The following is a 15,306-nucleotide window of genomic DNA, read 5'->3' as shown; positions in this document are numbered from 1 at the left end:
CCCGGCCCGCTCACCGCAACCTCATGCCGCGCGGGGTCCGCGCGAACCCGGCCTCCGACAGCGCGTCGACGATCGGGCCCGGGCCGCCGTCACCCGGTTGCAGGGCCGGCGCCCCGTCGATGCGCTCCACCAGCAGCGATGCGACGCGGCGCGCGGAGACCAGGCCCGCCAGCGCCGTGGCCGCGGCCCGGTGGGCGGCGGGATCGTCGGTGAAGGTCAGCAGCGACCGCCCGCCGCGCTCGAGGAACCAGCCCAGGCCGCCGTCCACGAGCACGACCAGCGCCCCGGCCTTGCGGCCCGGCCGCGCGCCTTCCGTCGCGGACGGCCACGGCAGCGCGGCGCCGTAAGGGTTGGCGGGGTCCGCGGCGGCGAGCGCCACCGCCCGGTATTCGGGTCGCTCCGGGTCGACCCCGTCGGAGAAGGCGCGCAGCCGGTCGACCGTCGACGCGACGGCGAACTGCGCCCCGCCCAGCGACTCGACGAAGTATCCGCGCTGGCAGCGGCCGGCGTCCTCGAAGGAGCTGAGCACCTTGTAGAGGGTGGCGAACCCGCCGGAGACGTTCTCGGCGGCCACCGCCCCCCGGGTGACGACGCCGTGGCGGCCCAGCAACAGCTCCGCCTGGTAGTGCGCGCGCGGGGTCGAGTCCGGCTCCGGGGCGGGCAGCGCCGACCAGCGGCCCGCGACGGTCGGGTCGACGGCGCGGTGCTGGGCGTGCGCGACGCTGTAGCGGCTGAGCCGCGGCGGGCGCTGCGCCCGGTGGGCCGGGGCGGACCGCTTTCGGGCGCCCGTTCCGCTCAACAGGGCACGGACCGGGGCGAAGGTGTCGCCGGTGACCCGGCCGGCCCAGATCAGCTCCCACAGCGCGGCCTTGAGCTCGGCCGATCCGGCCTCACCCGGCTCGAGCTGCCGGAAGAAGTAGGCGCCGCCCCCGGCCAGCGTGTCCAGGATGGCGCGGTGGGCGTCGGTGAGGTCGATCTCGGCGGGCGCGGCGAGCGTCAGCGGCGCCGCGTCGCTGGGGTGTAGCGCGATCCAGCCGTCGCTGCCGGAGATCGACCCGGACCCCGACCAGGTCACCTCGCCGGTCGCGAGCAGCTCGTCGAGCATCGGCGGGGAGTAGTCGCGCACCCGCGGCGCGAGCACCAGCGGCTCGAGCGCCGACGCCGGAATCCGGGCCCCGGCCAGCTGGTCGATCACCGCCATCAGGCCCTCGACGCCCGAGTGCCCGGCCTCGCCCGGCGTGGCGCCGACACGGTGCCAGGCCGGCAGGAACCGGCCGTAGGCGGCGGTGCTGACCGGCTCCACCTGGGCGCGCAGCGCCGCCAGCGAGCGCCGCCGCAGGATGCGCAGCACCTCGGCGTCGCACCACTGCTCGGACCCGGCGCCCGAGACCTCGGCAGCGGCGACGAAGTCGCCGCGAACCAGGCGGCCGTCGGAAGCCAGCCGGCCCAGCACGTCCGCCGTCACCCGCAGCCCGAGGCCGAACCGGCCCGCGGCCTCCGCCGTGGTGAACGGGGTGCGGGTGCGCGCAAAGCGTCCCAGCAGCTCGCCGAGCGGGTCGGCCACCTCCTGGGTGAACGTCGCGGGCACGCCCAGCGGAACCGGGGCTCCGACGCCGTCGCGCAGCCGCCCGATGTCCTCGACGGCCACCCACCAGACGCGGCCGGCGAACGACACGGTCAGCGCCCGGCGGGTGGCGCGCAGACCCTCCAACCAACCGCCCACCTCGGCGCCGCCGGCCCGGGCGGCGACCTCGTCCTCGGTCAACGGTCCCAGCAGCCGCAGCAGGTCCGCGACCGCCTCGGCGTCGCGAGCGGCGCGGTCGTCGGAAAGGTGTTGCAGCTGACGGCCGGTCGCGGCGATCACCTCGGGATCCAGGAGCTCCCGCAGTTCCACCCGCCCCAGCAGCTCGGCCAGCAGCGAGCTGTCGAGCGACAGCGCCGCGGCCCGGCGCTCGGCCAGCGGCGAGTCGCCCTCATATATGAACGCGCCGACATAGCCGAACAGCAGCGACGCCGCGAACGGCGACGGTCTCGCCGTCTCCGTTTCGAGCACCCGGATCCGGCGCTGCGCGATGCCGGCCATGAGCTCCACCAGGGCCGGGACGTCGTAGACGTCCTGCAGGCATTCCCGGACGGTTTCCAGCACCACCGGGAAGTCGGGGTACTTGCGCGCGACCTCCAGCAGCTGGGCCGCGCGCTGGCGCTGCTGCCACAGCGGCGACCGGCGGCCGGGGTGTCGGCGCGGCAGCAGCAGGGCGCGGGCCGCGCACTCGCGGAAGCGCGACGCGAACAGCGCCGAGCCACCCACCTCGGCGGTGACGAGGGGGTCCATCTCGTCGGCGTCGAAGACGAACAACTCGGCACCCGGCGGGGCATCGGTCCCGGTGTCGGAAAGGGTGTCGGGCAGCCGCACCACGATGCCGTCGTCGGAGGCCGTCGGCTTCTCGTCGATGCCGTAGCGCTGGCGCAGCCGCCGGCCCACCGCCAGGGCGAGCGGGCCGTGCACGCGCAGCCCGTACGGCGAGTGCAGGATCACCCGCCAGTCGCCCAGCTCGTCGCGGAACCGCTCGACCAGCAGCGTTGTGTCGGTGGGGACCACCCCGGCCGCGGTGCGCTGCTCGTCGAGCAGGCGCCACAGGTTGTCGGTCGCGTAGCCGTCGAAGCCCAGTTGCGCGCAACGACGGTCGAAATCGCCGCGGCCCAGGCCCGCGAGCTCGCCGGTGAACGCGCCCAGGGCGGCGCCCAGCTCGGCCGGGCGGCCGGCGTCGTCGCCGCGCCAGAACGGCAACCGGGCCGGCTGGCCCGGCGCGGGGATCACCAGGACCCGGTCGTGGGTGATCTCGGTGATCCGCCAGCTGGTCGCCCCCAGCGAGATGACGTCGCCGGGCCGCGACTCATACACCATCTCCTCGTCGAGCTCGCCGACCCGGGACGGCTTCTCGGAGTCGGTGGCGAGGTAGACGGTGAACATCCCGCGGTCGGGGATGGCGCCGCCCGAGGTGACCGCCAGCCGCTGGGCGCCGGGCCGCGCGGTCAGCGTGCCCGTGTCGCGGTCGTAGACCAGCCGGGGGCGCAGCTCGGCGAAGTCGGTGGACGGGTATTTGCCGCTCAGCAGGTCCAGGGTGGCCTCGTACACGCTGCGGGGCAGGGTCGCGAACGGGGCGCTGCGGCGCACGGTGTCGAACCACCGATCGGCGTCCAGCGGTTCGAGCGCGGCCGCCGCGACGGTGTGCTGCGCGAGGATGTCGAGCGGGTTGGCGGGCACCCGCATCGTCTCGATCTGGCCGGCCAGCATTCGCTGCACGGTCACCGCACACCCGATCAGGTCGGTGCGGTGCTTGGGGAACAGCACCCCGCGGGACACCTCGCCGACCTGATGTCCGGCCCGCCCGATGCGCTGCATGCCGCTGGCCACCGACGGCGGCGCCTCCACCTGGATCACCAGGTCCACCGCGCCCATGTCGATGCCCAGCTCCAGGCTGGACGTGGCCACCACCGCCTTGAGGAGCCCGCGTTTGAGGTCGTCCTCGACGAGCGCCCGCTGCTCCTTGCTGACTGACCCGTGGTGGGCCCGCGCGAGGATCGGCTCGGCGCCGTAGGTCTGGCCGCTGCCCATGATGTGGGCGGGTGCGCCGCCGGCCACCTTCGGGTTGGTCTCGGCTCCCGGCCCGATTCCGCGGCGTTCGGCGTGGATCTCGTTCAAGCGGGCGGTGAGCCGCTCGGCCAGCCGGCGTGAGTTGGCGAACACGATGGTCGAGTTGTGCGCCTCGATCAGGTCGACCAGGCGCGCCTCCACGTCCGGCCAGATGCTGGGGGTACCACCCTCTTGCGAGGGACTGTCGGCGAGGTTGGCCATGTCCGGCACCGGCACCTGGACGCTGAGGTCGACGGTCTTGGCGGACGGGGGAGCGACGATGGTCGTCGGCTGCTGGCCGGAGAGGAACCGGGCCAGCTCCTCGGGCGGACGGACCGTCGCCGACAGCCCAATGCGCTGAGCCGGACGCGCCTGGGACATCGTGTGGCGCAGCTCGTCAAGCCGCTCGAGCGAGAGCGCCAGGTGAGCGCCGCGCTTGCCCGCGGCGATGGCGTGGATCTCGTCGACGATCACCGTCTGCACGGCGGCAAGCGTCTCGCGCGCGGCGGAGGTAAGCATCAAGAACAGCGACTCGGGCGTGGTGATGAGGACGTCGGGCGGCCGGGCGATGAGCTGGCGGCGCGCGGCGGGCGGCGTGTCCCCGGAGCGCACACCCACACTGATGGCGGGGGGACGTACCCCGCGGCGCTCGGCGATCCGGGTCAGCCCGGCCAGCGGGGTGCGCAGGTTGCGTTCGACGTCGACCGCCAGTGCCTTGAGTGGGGACACGTACAGGACGCTGGTGCCGGGCGGCCGGTCGGCCGCGGCGGCGAGGCTGTCCAGCGCCCACAGGAACGCCGCCAGCGTCTTGCCCGACCCGGTCGGCGCGATGACCAGGGTGTTGTCGCCGTCGGCGATGGCCTTCCACGCCTGCGCCTGGGCGATGGTCGGCTCGGTGAAGGTACTGGCGAACCATTCCCGCGTGACCGCGCTGAACCGGCCCAACGGGTCGGGCTGCGGGGGATCGCTGCGAGCGTTCACCCCACCATGGTGCCAAGGGGCGCCGACAGGACGCCTAGAATCGCGCCGTGGCCATCGCGTGGGCCAACTCTGGCGGAATGTCCTGCACCCGGGCGATGGAGTCCAGCAGCGCGTGTGCGCAGGCGTCGGCCAGCCGGTCGGCGTCCGTCGTGGGGTCGATGATGCGCTGGCGGCAGATCTCGAAGGTGAACGCCAGCCAGCCGTAGATGATGACCCGCAGGTCCCGGTCGACCGTTGGCGTGAGTTCCCGGTCCGGAAAGGTGCTCACCAGTTCCGCGATGCGCGTCATGATGTGTTCGAGCTGGCGGTTCTTGGCCTCGTCATCGATGCCGAGCAGGACCGGGTCGGACCGGCCGAGGCCGACGTAGGCGGCCCACGCGGCCTCCGGGTTCTGCTGGTGATAGGCCATGTAGGCCAGCACACCGGTCCGGATCTCCTCGAACATCGTCATGCCGTCGGGAACCGGGTTGTTGGTGGCCGCGTACAGGCGGTCCGCCTCGTCCTTGACCACCGCGGCGAAGAACGCCCGCTTGTCGGGGAAATAGTGGTACATCAGCGCTCGGGACACCCCGGCGCGTTCGGCGATCTCGTCGATGCGCACTTCGTCGTAGGGCCGCTTCCCGAATACTTCCGCCCCCAGGGCGAGCAGTTCGGCGCGTCGATCCTCGGGGGACAGCCGCCTCCTCGAATTGGGCATGTGTCACATGTTACTCACGCAGGTGATTTCGACTTGGCCGCCGCATCGAACCCGTGGGTCCCGGTTTACCCCAGGTCCGGGGTGCGGTAACTAAAGCGGCGCGGCCAACGATGAACTCGCAAAGTGAGCACGCTTATGCCGGCCGGTGGATGGGAGGGCGCCGATGCAGAGGGCTGACGAGCGATCGCCCGGGGACCACCTGGGACACGACGACCGCGAGGTACACGCGGCGATCCGGTTCGCCATGCTGGCGGCCGCCGCCGGGCTCGGCTTCCTCGTCCTGGCCGCCCTGTGGGTCAGCACCTGCCCGGGAACGACCGTCGACACGGTCGCGTGCGGCGCCCCGCAACGGACGCTGCTCGCCTGCGGCAGCCCGTTGATCTTGCTGGCCGGCGGCCTCTGGGCCTTCCTGCGCACCTACCGGGTATGGAAGGCGGAGGGCACGTGGTGGGCGTGGCACGGTGCCGGCTGGTTCCTGTTCACGCTGATGGTGGTGACGGTCTCGCTCGGCGTTTCCCGCATCGCCGGCCCCGTCCTGCCGCTGTAAGGCGCGCGCAAAGCCTCTGGTCCCGACACCCTCGTCAAAGCGCTCCGCGAGGTCTACCGTTGTATGTGCGACCCATCTTGAGCTGCATAAAGGCCTCCGAAGATCTGCGATAGGAGCAGCCATGGGAGACACGTATCACGACCCCATCGATCATCTGCGGACCACGCGCCCGCTCGCCGGCGAGTCCCTGATCGACGTGGTGCACTGGCCCGGCTACCTGCTCGTCGTGACGGGTGTGACCGGCACGTCTGCCAGCCTGGCGGGCTTCGGCAGCGGACACGGGCACGAGGGCATGACCGCGGGCCTCATCGCGATCGTCGTCACCGTGCTGGGCTTGCTGTGGGTGACGGTCGAGCACCGGCGGATCCGCAAGATCGCGGATCGCTGGTATGCCGAACACCCCGAAGTTCCCCGACAGCGCCTGGCCGGCTGAGCCGCGCGGGTGACCCTCGCCATAACCCAGGTGGGTTATGCGCGAACGCGAGTGGGTACAAGAGCTAGACCATGATGAGTGCCGTGAGGGTTGCGTCAGCGTGGTCACCCCATCATCGGGGCGAGAATCACGAAGACACCGACATACGCGAAGACACCGACATAGACGCGAACACACCGACATAGACGCGAAGACACCGACATAGATGAGTACCGCGAGAACGAGCAAGATGACCAGCGTGATCCCTGCGACCACCGCGACCCTCCGATACCGGCGCATCGCGGCCGGCTCGGTGGTCTCGGAGTTCGCCACGTCGGCCCGGATACCCGGCGGCCATCATGACTAATCGATTGGAGCCTACGGTCCACGGCAGGCTGCAAAGCAGTAATACTGTCAGTCAAACGTCGCCGGGAGACCAGATGACCGATGCGGGATCGCGCGCCAACCAACGTCAACGCGGCCACCGGGCCGTGGAATTGCATGTCGCGGCACGGCTGGAGAACCTGGCGATGCTGCGCACGTTGGTCGGCGCGATCGGCACCTTCGAGGACCTCGATTTCGACGCGGTGGCCGACCTCCGGCTCGCGGTCGACGAGGTGTGCACCCGGCTCATCCGCTCGGCCACCCCGGACGCCACGCTCGTCGTCGTGGTGGACCCCCACGACGACGAACTGATCGTCGAGGCGTCGGCGGCCTGCGACACCCACGACGTGGTGGCCCCGGGCAGCTTCAGCTGGCACGTCCTGACCTCGCTGGCCGACGACGTGCAGACCTTCCACGACGGGCGCGAACCCAACGAAACCGGCAGCATCTTCGGTATCAAGCTGACGGCGCGACGGGCGGCCTCCAGCAGGTGACGGCGCGAGCTGCCGGAGGTTCGGTCTCACGGCCGAACGAGTACGCCGATGTCCCGGACATGTTCCGGGAGTTGGCCGGTGTCGCGCCCGATTCGATGGAGTTCCAGCGCCAGCGCGACAAGATCGTCGAGCGGTGCCTGCCGCTGGCCGACCACATCGCCCGCCGCTTCGAGGGCAGGGGGGAGCCCCGCGACGACCTCGTCCAGGTCGCGCGCGTCGGGCTGGTGAACGCGGTGGTCCGCTTCGACGTCGACGCCGGCACGGATTTCGTGTCCTTCGCGGTGCCCACGATCATGGGCGAGGTCCGCCGCCACTTCCGCGACAACAGCTGGTCGGTCAAGGTGCCGCGGCGACTCAAGGAGCTGCACCTGCGGCTCGGCACCGCCACGGCCGAGCTGTCGCAGCGGCTCGGCCGGGCGCCCACCGCGACGGAGTTGGCCGCGGAGCTGGGCATGGACCGCGCCGAGGTCGTCGAGGGCCTGGTGGCGGGAAGCTCCTACAACACCCTGTCCATCGACAGCGGCGGCGGGGGCGACGACGACGAGGTGCGGGCCATCGCCGACACCCTGGGCGACGTGGACACCGGATTGGACCGGATCGAGGACCGGGAGTCGCTGCGGCCGATGCTCGAGGCGCTTCCCGAGCGGGAGCGGACGGTGCTGGTGCTCAGGTTCTTCGAGTCGATGACTCAGACGCAGATCGCCGAACGGGTCGGGATCTCCCAGATGCACGTGTCGCGGTTGCTGGCCAAGTCGCTAACGCGGCTGCGGGACCAGCTCGAGTAGCGGGCCCTGCGGCCCTAACTCGGCCCGGATCTTCGGCAGCATGGGCTCCTGCGAGGGCGTCGTCACCGGCAGGGTGCCGTCCGGGTCGCAGATGCGCAGCAATCTCGACACGGCCGGGCTGGGCGCCATGGCCCACTGGACCCGGGCGCCCGAACACACGACGTTGATCCGGTGCAGCGACGAAAAACCCGCGGTGCCAATGAATTCCAGGCCCCGTAGGTCCAGGATCACGCGGCGGCAGCGGCTGATGCTGTGCTGCACGTACGAGGCGAGCTGATCGGCGTTGGCGGCGTCGAGTTCACCGTTGACGGTGATCACGGTGCCCGCTGGGTCGAAGCGGGCGGCAAATACGGCGGTGCGGCCTTGCAGCCACGATTGAGCCACAGACATTGCTTTCTCCATCAGTAGTGGAGGATGTGCTGTGGATGACGTCAGGGCGCCGACAGCGCCGATGCGGGAAGTTGACCTCCCCGCGTCCTGACGTGATCCGACGGCTGTGAACTCAACCTGATCGTCAACGCTACTCGCAATCGGACGCGCGAGACAACGATTCGGATCAGGTTCACTTGATCTCGGCGAGCACCGTGCCCTGGGTGATGGCGGCGCCCGCCTCGACGGCGAGCCCGGTGATCGTGCCGTCCTTGTGCGCGGTGACCGGGTTCTCCATCTTCATCGCCTCGAGGACCACCACGAGGTCGCCGGTGGCAACCTCCTGGCCCTCCTCGACCGCGACCTTGACGACCGTGCCCTGCATCGGCGCCGTCACGGCATCACCGGACGCCGTCGCGCCCGCGTGCGACCCGCGCTTGCGCGGCTTCGGCTTCTTGCGGATGACGCCGGCGGGGTCACTCGATCCGTTGGAGAGCGCCAGGTCACCGGGCAGCGACACCTCGAGCCGGCGGCCGTCGACCTCGACGACGACCTTCTGGCGGGGCCGGGTGTCGCCCTCGTCGAGGGGCTCCGACGCGGTGAACGGCTCGACGGTGTTGTTCCACTCGGTCTCGATCCACCGCGTGTGCACCGAGAACCCGTCCTCGTCGCCGATGAACGCCGGGTCGGACACGACGGCCCGGTGGAACGGGATGACCGTGGCGAGGCCTTCGACCTCGAACTCGGCGAGCGCGCGCCGGGCGCGGGCCAGCGCCTCGCTGCGGTCGGCGCCGTACACGATCAGCTTGGCCAGCATCGAGTCGAACTGGCCGCCGATCACCGAGCCGGTCTCGACGCCCGAGTCCAGCCGGACGCCCGGGCCGGTCGGGGGGTGGAACTTGCTGACCGGGCCGGGCGCGGGCAGGAAGCCGCGGCCGGCGTCCTCCCCGTTGATCCGGAATTCGATGGCGTGGCCGCGCGGCGTCGGGTCCTCGGTGAGGTCGAGCTTCTCGCCGTTGGCGATCTTGAACTGCTGCAGCACCAGGTCGATGCCCGCGGTCTCCTCGGTGACCGGGTGCTCGACCTGCAGGCGGGTGTTGACCTCGAGGAAGGAGATGAGGCCATCCTGGCCGACCAGGTACTCGACCGTGCCGGCGCCGTAGTAGTGGGCCTCCTTGCAGATCCGCTTGGCCGACTCGTGGATCTCCTTGCGCTGCGCGTCGGTCAGGAACGGCGCCGGCGCCTCCTCGACGAGCTTCTGGAAGCGGCGCTGCAGCGAGCAGTCGCGGGTGCCCGCGACGACGACGTTGCCGTGCTGGTCGGCGATCACTTGGGCCTCGACGTGGCGGGGCTTGTCGAGGTAACGCTCGACGAAGCACTCGCCGCGGCCGAACGCGGCCACGGCCTCGCGCACCGCCGACTCGTACAGGTGCGGGATCTCCTCGATGGTGCGCGCGACCTTCATGCCGCGGCCGCCGCCACCGAATGCCGCCTTGATCGCGATGGGCACGCCGTGCTCCTCGGCGAACGCCACCACCTCGTCGGCGTCCTTAACCGGGTCGGGGGTGCCGGGCACCAGGGGCGCCTGGGCGCGCGCCGCGATGTGGCGGGCGGTGACCTTGTCGCCGAGGTCGCGGATGGACTGCGGGCTGGGGCCGATCCAGATCAGGCCGGCGTCGATCACGGCCTGGGCGAAGTCGGCGTTCTCGGAGAGGAAGCCGTAGCCGGGGTGGATGGCGTTGGCGCCGGACTTGTGCGCGGCGTCGAGCAGCTTGCCGAAGTCCAGGTAGGACTCCGCGGACGTCTGACCGCCCAGGGCGAACGCCTCGTCGGCCAGCCGCACGTGCGGCGCGTCGGCGTCGGGCTCGGCGTACACCGCCACGCTGGGCAGGCCCGCATCGCGGGCCGCGCGGATCACCCGGACAGCGATTTCGCCGCGGTTTGCGACGAGCACTTTGGCGATCCTCGAGCTGGCGTGACTGGCCACTGCGCCTCCCTGATTGGCCTCTGTCGCAGACGACGTTCTGCGCGCTTCTCTAAGAGAATTTCTTACCGCTTTGTCTCCGGAAGTTTAAGCGCCGCGCCGTTGGGCCGATGAGGCGGTGTCCGGTTTCGGGAGTTACTCGGCGGTAGCCCGCAGGTGCCGTTTGATGCGCGCGAGCATGGCTGACATGCCGCGCAGCCGTAGCGGGCTGATCAGAGCGGCCAGGCCGAGCTCGGTGTAGAAGTCCTCGGGAACCGCCAGGATGTCCGCGGCCGGCTGCTGGTCGAGCCCGGCGGCCAGGATGGAGGCGAAGCCGCGGGTGGTGGGCGCCTCGGCGGGCGCGCTGAAGTACAGCCGCACCCGGTCCGGGTCGCTGGCGTCGACGTGCAGGAACAGCGGGGTCTGGCATTCGGGCACCGGCTCCATGGCGGCCTCCGCCAGGTCGGGGGGCAGGGCGGGCAGCTCGTTGGCGAACTCCAGGAGCAGCGTCAGCTTGTCCTGGCCCTCGACGTCGGCGAAGTCGGACACCACCTCGGCCAGGGGCGCGGGCATGCTCATCGGGCGGGGACGACCCCGGGTTCCTCACCGCCGACGATCGGGACGCGCACGGTGTTGCCCCACTCGGTCCAGGACCCGTCGTAGTTGCGCACCCCGGGCTTGCCCAGCAGGTGCGTCAGCACGAACCAGGTGTGGCTCGACCGCTCGCCGATGCGGCAGTAGACGACGGTTTTGTCGTCCGGGTCGATGAAGTCGTAGAGCGCTTCGAGCTCGGCCCGGTTGCGGAACCGCCCGGAGTCGTCGACCGCCTTGCTCCACGGGATAGACCGGGCCGTCGGGATGTGGCCGCCGCGCAGCACGCCCTCCTCCGGATACTCCGGCATGTGGGTGCGCTTGCCGGTGTACTCGTCGGGCGAGCGGACGTCGATCAGGGGCTGGCTGCCCAGGATGGCCAGCACGTCGTCCTTGTACGCCCGGATTGGCTCGTCGTTGCGCGCGACGACGGGGTATCCGGTGCTGGTCTTCGCCGGGACGTCCAGCGTGGTCTCGCGGCCCTGGCCCAGCCACAGGTCGCGCCCGCCGTTGAGCAGGCGGACGTCGGGGTGGCCGAACAGGGTGAAGACCCACAGCGCGTACGCGGCCCACCAGTTGCTCTTGTCCCCGTAGATCACCACGGTGTCGTCGCGGGAGATGCCTTTGCGGTTCATCAGGTCGGCGAACTGCGCGCCGTCGATGTAGTCGCGGACCCGGGGGTCGTTGAGGTCGGTGTGCCAGTCGACCTTCACCGCACCCGGAATGTGGCCGATGTCGTAGAGCAGGACGTCCTCGTCGGATTCGACGATCGCCAGGCCGGGCGCGCCCATATTGGCCGACAGCCAATCGGCGGTGACCAGTCGTTCGGGGTGGGCGTATTCCGACAGCGACGGGTCGGGATCGGGGGGTAGTGGCACGTTGCCGAGCCTACCGCCAGCGCTCAGCGCTCGTCCCAACTTGCCGCCGCCGGCCACCCGCGGCCAGGACACATATCCGGTTGCGACGACGCGCCGGTCGGGCGCGCAGATGCTTATGTCTCGCCGGGGGGCGGAGCCGCCCACGGCTAATCGGCCGCCCACAGCGCGGCCACCGATAACCCGGCCCGCTGCAACATGGACCGCAGCAGCGGCAGGCTCACGCCGATCACGTTCGACGGGTCGCCATCGACCCCGTCGACGAACCAGCCGCCCAGCCCGTCGAGGGTGAACCCGCCGGCCACCTGCAGCGGCTCGTCTGTGGCCACGTAGGCCCGCAAATCCGCGTCCGTGGGTGCAGCGAAATGCACTGTGGTGCAAGCTGATTGTATTTCACGGTGGGTGATCGCGCCGTCGCTCAGCCGCAGCAGGCAGTGCCCGGTGTGCAGCCGGCCGGACCGGCCGCCCATGCGGAGCCACTGGGCCGTCGCGGCGTCGGCCGAGCCGGGCTTGCCGCACAACTCACCGTCGAGTTCCAGCATCGAATCGCAGCCGAGGACAACGCAATCGGCGGCGACATCGCCGTCCAGCCCGTCCGCCACCTGCTCGGCCTTGGCCGCCGCCAGCGCGCACACCACCTGGTCCGGAGCGGCACCGAAACCTAGGGCGGCGACCACCGCGTCCTCGTCGACACCCGACACCCTGATCAGCGGGTCGACGCCCGCCTGGCGCAGCACCGCGCGCCGCCCCGCGGAGGCCGACCCGAGGACCAGGCGGGTCACTGCTTCATGTGCGTCATCTGCTGCATGGTGAGCCGCTGGTAGTTCGACATCGCGAACCGCAGCCGGTCCACCGGAAGCCCCCAGCGGGTGCTCTCGGGCTGGGCGGGCTCGCCCCCGCCGCCGGCGCTGGCCAGCACGGTGATCACGGCGGCCAACTCCGCGGCGGTGGGACGCCCGCGGAGGATACGGATGTGCGGCTCGTGTGCGGAGTCCGTTGGCGCGGAACCGTTTTCGTTCGTCACAGCGTCCTCACTCACAGCGTCCTCACTCACAGCGGGATGTTCCCGTGCTTCTTCGGCGGCAGGTGGGAGATCTTGCGCTCCAGCAGGCGCAGCGCGGTGCCGATGTAGCCGCGGGTGTGCGACGGCGGGATGACAGCGTCGACGTAACCGCGCTCGGCGGCTACGTACGGGTTCACCAGGGTGTCCTCGTACTCCTGCTGTAGCTCGAGCCGCAGCGCGTCGACGTCCTTGCCTTCCTTCGCGGCCTCCTTGAGCTGCTGCCGGTAGACGAACCCGACTGCGCCCGAGGCGCCCATGACGGCGATCTGCGCGGTCGGCCAGGCGATGTTGACGTCGCAGCCCATGTCCTTGGAGCCCATGACGCAGTAGGCGCCGCCGTAGGCCTTGCGCGTGATCACGGTGATCTTCGGGACGGTGGCCTCGCCGTAGGCGAACAGCAGCTTGGCGCCGCGCCGGATGATGCCGTTGTACTCCTGGCCGGTGCCCGGCAGGAAGCCCGGAACGTCCACCAGCATGATGATCGGGATGTTGAAGCAGTCGCAGGTCCGCACGAACCGGGCGGCCTTCTCCGAGGCGTTGATGTCCAGGCAGCCGGCGAACTGGGTGGGCTGGTTCGCGACGATCCCGACCGGCCGGCCCTCGATGCGGCCGAACCCGACGACGATGTTCTGCGCGTAACCGTTCTGGATCTCCAGGAACTCGTCGTCGTCGAGGATCCGGGTGATCACCTCGTGCATGTCGTACGGCTGGTTGGGCGAATCGGGGATCAACGTGTCGAGCTCGAGGTCCTCGTCGGTCAGGTTGTCCTCGATCGCACCCTCGGGGGCGGGCGCGGTGTAGCGCGGCGCGTCGGTGGCGTTGTTGGGGGGCAGGTAGCTCAGCAGGTCGCGGACCCAGTCGAAGGCGTCCTGCTCACCCGACGCGACGTAGTGCAGGGTCCCGGACTTGGCCATGTGAGTGTGTGCGCCACCCAGCTCCTCCATGGTGACGTCCTCGCCGGTGACGGTCTTGATGACGTCGGGGCCGGTGATGAACATCTGGCTGGTCTGGTCGACCATGATCACGAAGTCGGTCAGGGCGGGGGAGTAGACGTGCCCACCCGCGGCGGCGCCCATGATCAGCGAGATCTGCGGGATGACGCCGGAGGCCAGGATGTTGTTGCGGAAGATCCGGCTGTACAGGCCGAGCGAGACGACGCCCTCCTGGATGCGGGCGCCGGCGCCGTCGTTGATGCCGATGAGCGGGCGGCCGGTCTTGATCGCCAGCTCCTGCACCTTGACGATCTTCTCGCCGTACACCTCGCCGAGGCTGCCGCCGAACACCGTGGCGTCCTGGCTGAAGACGCACACGTCGCGGCCGTCGATGGTGCCGTAGCCGGTGATCACGCCGTCGCCGAGCGGGCGGTTGTGCTCGAGGCCGAAGTTCTTGCTGCGGTGCCGCGCCAGGGCGTCGAGCTCGACGAACGAGTCCTCGTCGAGCAGCGCGAGGATGCGCTCGCGGGCGGTCAGCTTGCCCTTCGCGTGCACCTTCTCGACCGCCTCTTCACCCACCGGGTGCAGCGACTCCTCCCGGCGCTTGTGCAGCTCGGCCAGCTTGCCCGCCGTGGTGTGGATGTCGATGGTGTGCTCGGCTGCGGGCTCCGCGGTGTGGTCGGTAACGCTCGTCATGGGAGTCGATGGTATCGGCTGCCCCCCGCGGGGCTCTTAGGCTGGGCGGTGATGGACTCCGAAGGGTTGACACCGCCGCTGGACCAGGCCGCGCTGCGCGCCGAGCTGATCGGGACCGGGCTGGGCTGGCGGCACCTCGACGTCGTCGAGCAGACCGGCTCCACCAACGCCGACCTGTTGGCGCGCGCGGCGGCCGGCACCGACATCGCCGGGTCGGTGTTGATCGCCGAGAACCAGACCGCCGGTCGCGGGCGGCACGGCCGCGGGTGGGTGGCCGCCCCGCGGGCCCAGGTCACGATGTCGGTCGGTGTCAGCGTCGTCGATGTCCCCGTAGCCGGCTGGGGGTGGCTGCCGCTGGCCACCGGCGTGGCGGTCGTCGACACTGTCGCCCCGCTGCTCGACGGGACCGGGATGTCGGTGGGCCTCAAGTGGCCGAACGACGTGCTGGCCGGCCCGGCCGGATCCGGCGGCAAGCTGGCCGGCATCCTCGCCGAGGTGTCGCGGCCCGTGGTGGTCGTTGGCCTGGGGCTCAACGTTTTTCAGGCGCCCGAGGGAGTCGACGGGGCGACGTCGTTGGTCGGGCTCGGCGTGGCCGCGCCCGACCGCCATTGGCTGGTGTGCGTGCTGCTCCGGGAGCTGGGCCGGCGCATCGTCGCCTGGCGCGCCGCCCGCGGCGCGGACTGGGCGCTGGCCGCTGACTACCGCGCACGCAGCCTGACCATCGGCAACCGCGTCCGCGCCCACCTCCCCGGGGGCAGGGAGATCGTCGGATCGGCCACCGGCATCGACGATCATGGGCGATTGTGCCTGGAGACCGGAAGCGGGGCCGTCGTCGTTTCGGCCGGTGACGTCGTGCATCTCCGCCAGCCGCGGTAGCTTCGCT

15 protein-coding genes are annotated in these 15,306 nt (G+C 70.9%); 6 read left to right on the top strand and 9 right to left on the bottom strand.

The window, feature by feature from the left end; translation table 11 throughout:
* Positions 1 to 10: 10 nt before the first annotated feature.
* Positions 11 to 4,615 carry an ATP-dependent helicase gene (locus SKC42_RS18545; protein ID WP_330965743.1) on the bottom strand — a complete coding sequence of 1,535 codons (4,605 nt, stop codon included), beginning with the start codon at positions 4,613 to 4,615 and terminating at the stop codon, positions 11 to 13.
* Between the two features lie 34 nt (positions 4,616 to 4,649).
* Positions 4,650 to 5,312: a TetR/AcrR family transcriptional regulator gene (locus tag SKC42_RS18540; protein ID WP_330965742.1), complete on the bottom strand. Its 663-nt coding sequence runs from the start codon at positions 5,310 to 5,312 to the stop codon at positions 4,650 to 4,652.
* Positions 5,313 to 5,475: 163 nt separating this feature from the next.
* Here SKC42_RS18540 and SKC42_RS18535 point away from each other — a divergent pair, with 163 nt between their 5' ends.
* The 5 genes from SKC42_RS18535 (at position 5,476) to SKC42_RS18515 (ending at position 7,934) form a co-directional block, all read left to right on the top strand.
* Positions 5,476 to 5,859, top strand: a complete 384-nt coding sequence (locus SKC42_RS18535) for a hypothetical protein (protein WP_330965741.1) — start codon at positions 5,476 to 5,478, stop codon at positions 5,857 to 5,859.
* A gap of 121 nt (positions 5,860 to 5,980) precedes the next feature.
* Positions 5,981 to 6,292: a protein UsfY gene (gene usfY, locus SKC42_RS18530; RefSeq protein WP_330965740.1), complete on the top strand. Its 312-nt coding sequence runs from the start codon at positions 5,981 to 5,983 to the stop codon at positions 6,290 to 6,292.
* 205 nt (positions 6,293 to 6,497) lie between these two features.
* Positions 6,498 to 6,638, top strand: coding sequence for a hypothetical protein (locus SKC42_RS18525; RefSeq protein WP_330965739.1), 141 nt, complete (start codon positions 6,498 to 6,500; stop codon positions 6,636 to 6,638).
* A 73-nt stretch (positions 6,639 to 6,711) separates the two neighbouring features.
* Positions 6,712 to 7,149 carry an ATP-binding protein gene (locus SKC42_RS18520; RefSeq protein ID WP_085255941.1) on the top strand — a complete coding sequence of 146 codons (438 nt, stop codon included), beginning with the start codon at positions 6,712 to 6,714 and terminating at the stop codon, positions 7,147 to 7,149.
* Positions 7,146 to 7,934: an RNA polymerase sigma factor SigF gene (locus SKC42_RS18515; RefSeq protein ID WP_330965738.1), complete on the top strand. Its 789-nt coding sequence runs from the start codon at positions 7,146 to 7,148 to the stop codon at positions 7,932 to 7,934. Before SKC42_RS18520 ends, SKC42_RS18515 begins: the two co-directional genes overlap by 4 nt.
* Here SKC42_RS18515 and SKC42_RS18510 read toward each other — a convergent pair.
* The 7 genes from SKC42_RS18510 to SKC42_RS18480 form a co-directional block, all read right to left on the bottom strand.
* A complete protein-coding gene (locus SKC42_RS18510) occupies positions 7,905 to 8,336 on the bottom strand; it encodes an STAS domain-containing protein (protein ID WP_330965737.1) in 432 nt (143 codons plus the stop codon). The two genes, SKC42_RS18515 and SKC42_RS18510, sit on opposite strands and share 30 nt — an antisense overlap.
* Before the next feature lie 160 nt (positions 8,337 to 8,496).
* Entirely contained in the window at positions 8,497 to 10,290 is a 1,794-nt protein-coding gene (locus SKC42_RS18505) for an acetyl/propionyl/methylcrotonyl-CoA carboxylase subunit alpha (protein WP_330965736.1), read from the bottom strand.
* Positions 10,291 to 10,422: 132 nt separating this feature from the next.
* A complete protein-coding gene (locus tag SKC42_RS18500) occupies positions 10,423 to 10,845 on the bottom strand; it encodes a SufE family protein (protein ID WP_330965735.1) in 423 nt (140 codons plus the stop codon).
* Entirely contained in the window at positions 10,842 to 11,735 is an 894-nt protein-coding gene (locus tag SKC42_RS18495) for a sulfurtransferase (RefSeq protein ID WP_330965734.1), read from the bottom strand. Before SKC42_RS18495 ends, SKC42_RS18500 begins: the two co-directional genes overlap by 4 nt.
* A gap of 146 nt (positions 11,736 to 11,881) precedes the next feature.
* On the bottom strand, positions 11,882 to 12,514 hold the full coding sequence (locus SKC42_RS18490; RefSeq protein ID WP_330965733.1) for a Maf family protein: 633 nt from the start codon (positions 12,512 to 12,514) through the stop codon (positions 11,882 to 11,884).
* Positions 12,511 to 12,786, bottom strand: coding sequence for an acyl-CoA carboxylase subunit epsilon (locus SKC42_RS18485; RefSeq protein ID WP_330965732.1), 276 nt, complete (start codon positions 12,784 to 12,786; stop codon positions 12,511 to 12,513). Before SKC42_RS18485 ends, SKC42_RS18490 begins: the two co-directional genes overlap by 4 nt.
* Positions 12,783 to 14,423 carry an acyl-CoA carboxylase subunit beta gene (locus tag SKC42_RS18480; RefSeq protein ID WP_330965731.1) on the bottom strand — a complete coding sequence of 547 codons (1,641 nt, stop codon included), beginning with the start codon at positions 14,421 to 14,423 and terminating at the stop codon, positions 12,783 to 12,785. Before SKC42_RS18480 ends, SKC42_RS18485 begins: the two co-directional genes overlap by 4 nt.
* A 48-nt stretch (positions 14,424 to 14,471) precedes the next feature.
* Here SKC42_RS18480 and SKC42_RS18475 point away from each other — a divergent pair, with 48 nt between their 5' ends.
* Positions 14,472 to 15,299 carry a biotin--[acetyl-CoA-carboxylase] ligase gene (locus SKC42_RS18475; protein ID WP_442932187.1) on the top strand — a complete coding sequence of 276 codons (828 nt, stop codon included), beginning with the start codon at positions 14,472 to 14,474 and terminating at the stop codon, positions 15,297 to 15,299.
* Positions 15,300 to 15,306: the final 7 nt, after the last annotated feature.

It is taken from the genome of Mycobacterium sp. 050134 (genome assembly GCF_036409085.1).
Taxonomy (GTDB): Bacteria; Actinomycetota; Actinomycetes; order Mycobacteriales; family Mycobacteriaceae; genus Mycobacterium.
This window is presented reverse-complemented; position numbering and strand designations above follow the sequence as displayed.

Bases quoted from the DNA above. Each gene is read 5' to 3' on its own strand.
- usfY (WP_330965740.1), top strand. From the start codon at position 5,981: ATGGGAGACACGTATCACGACCCCATCGATCATCTGCGGACCACGCGC.
- SKC42_RS18510 (WP_330965737.1), bottom strand. From the start codon at position 8,336: ATGGAGAAAGCAATGTCTGTGGCTCAATCGTGGCTGCAAGGCCGCACC.
- SKC42_RS18540 (WP_330965742.1), bottom strand. From the start codon at position 5,312: ATGCCCAATTCGAGGAGGCGGCTGTCCCCCGAGGATCGACGCGCCGAA.
- SKC42_RS18500 (WP_330965735.1), bottom strand. From the start codon at position 10,845: ATGAGCATGCCCGCGCCCCTGGCCGAGGTGGTGTCCGACTTCGCCGAC.
- SKC42_RS18525 (WP_330965739.1), top strand. From the start codon at position 6,498: ATGAGTACCGCGAGAACGAGCAAGATGACCAGCGTGATCCCTGCGACC.
- SKC42_RS18535 (WP_330965741.1), top strand. From the start codon at position 5,476: ATGCAGAGGGCTGACGAGCGATCGCCCGGGGACCACCTGGGACACGAC.
- SKC42_RS18520 (WP_085255941.1), top strand. From the start codon at position 6,712: ATGACCGATGCGGGATCGCGCGCCAACCAACGTCAACGCGGCCACCGG.
- SKC42_RS18480 (WP_330965731.1), bottom strand. From the start codon at position 14,423: ATGACGAGCGTTACCGACCACACCGCGGAGCCCGCAGCCGAGCACACC.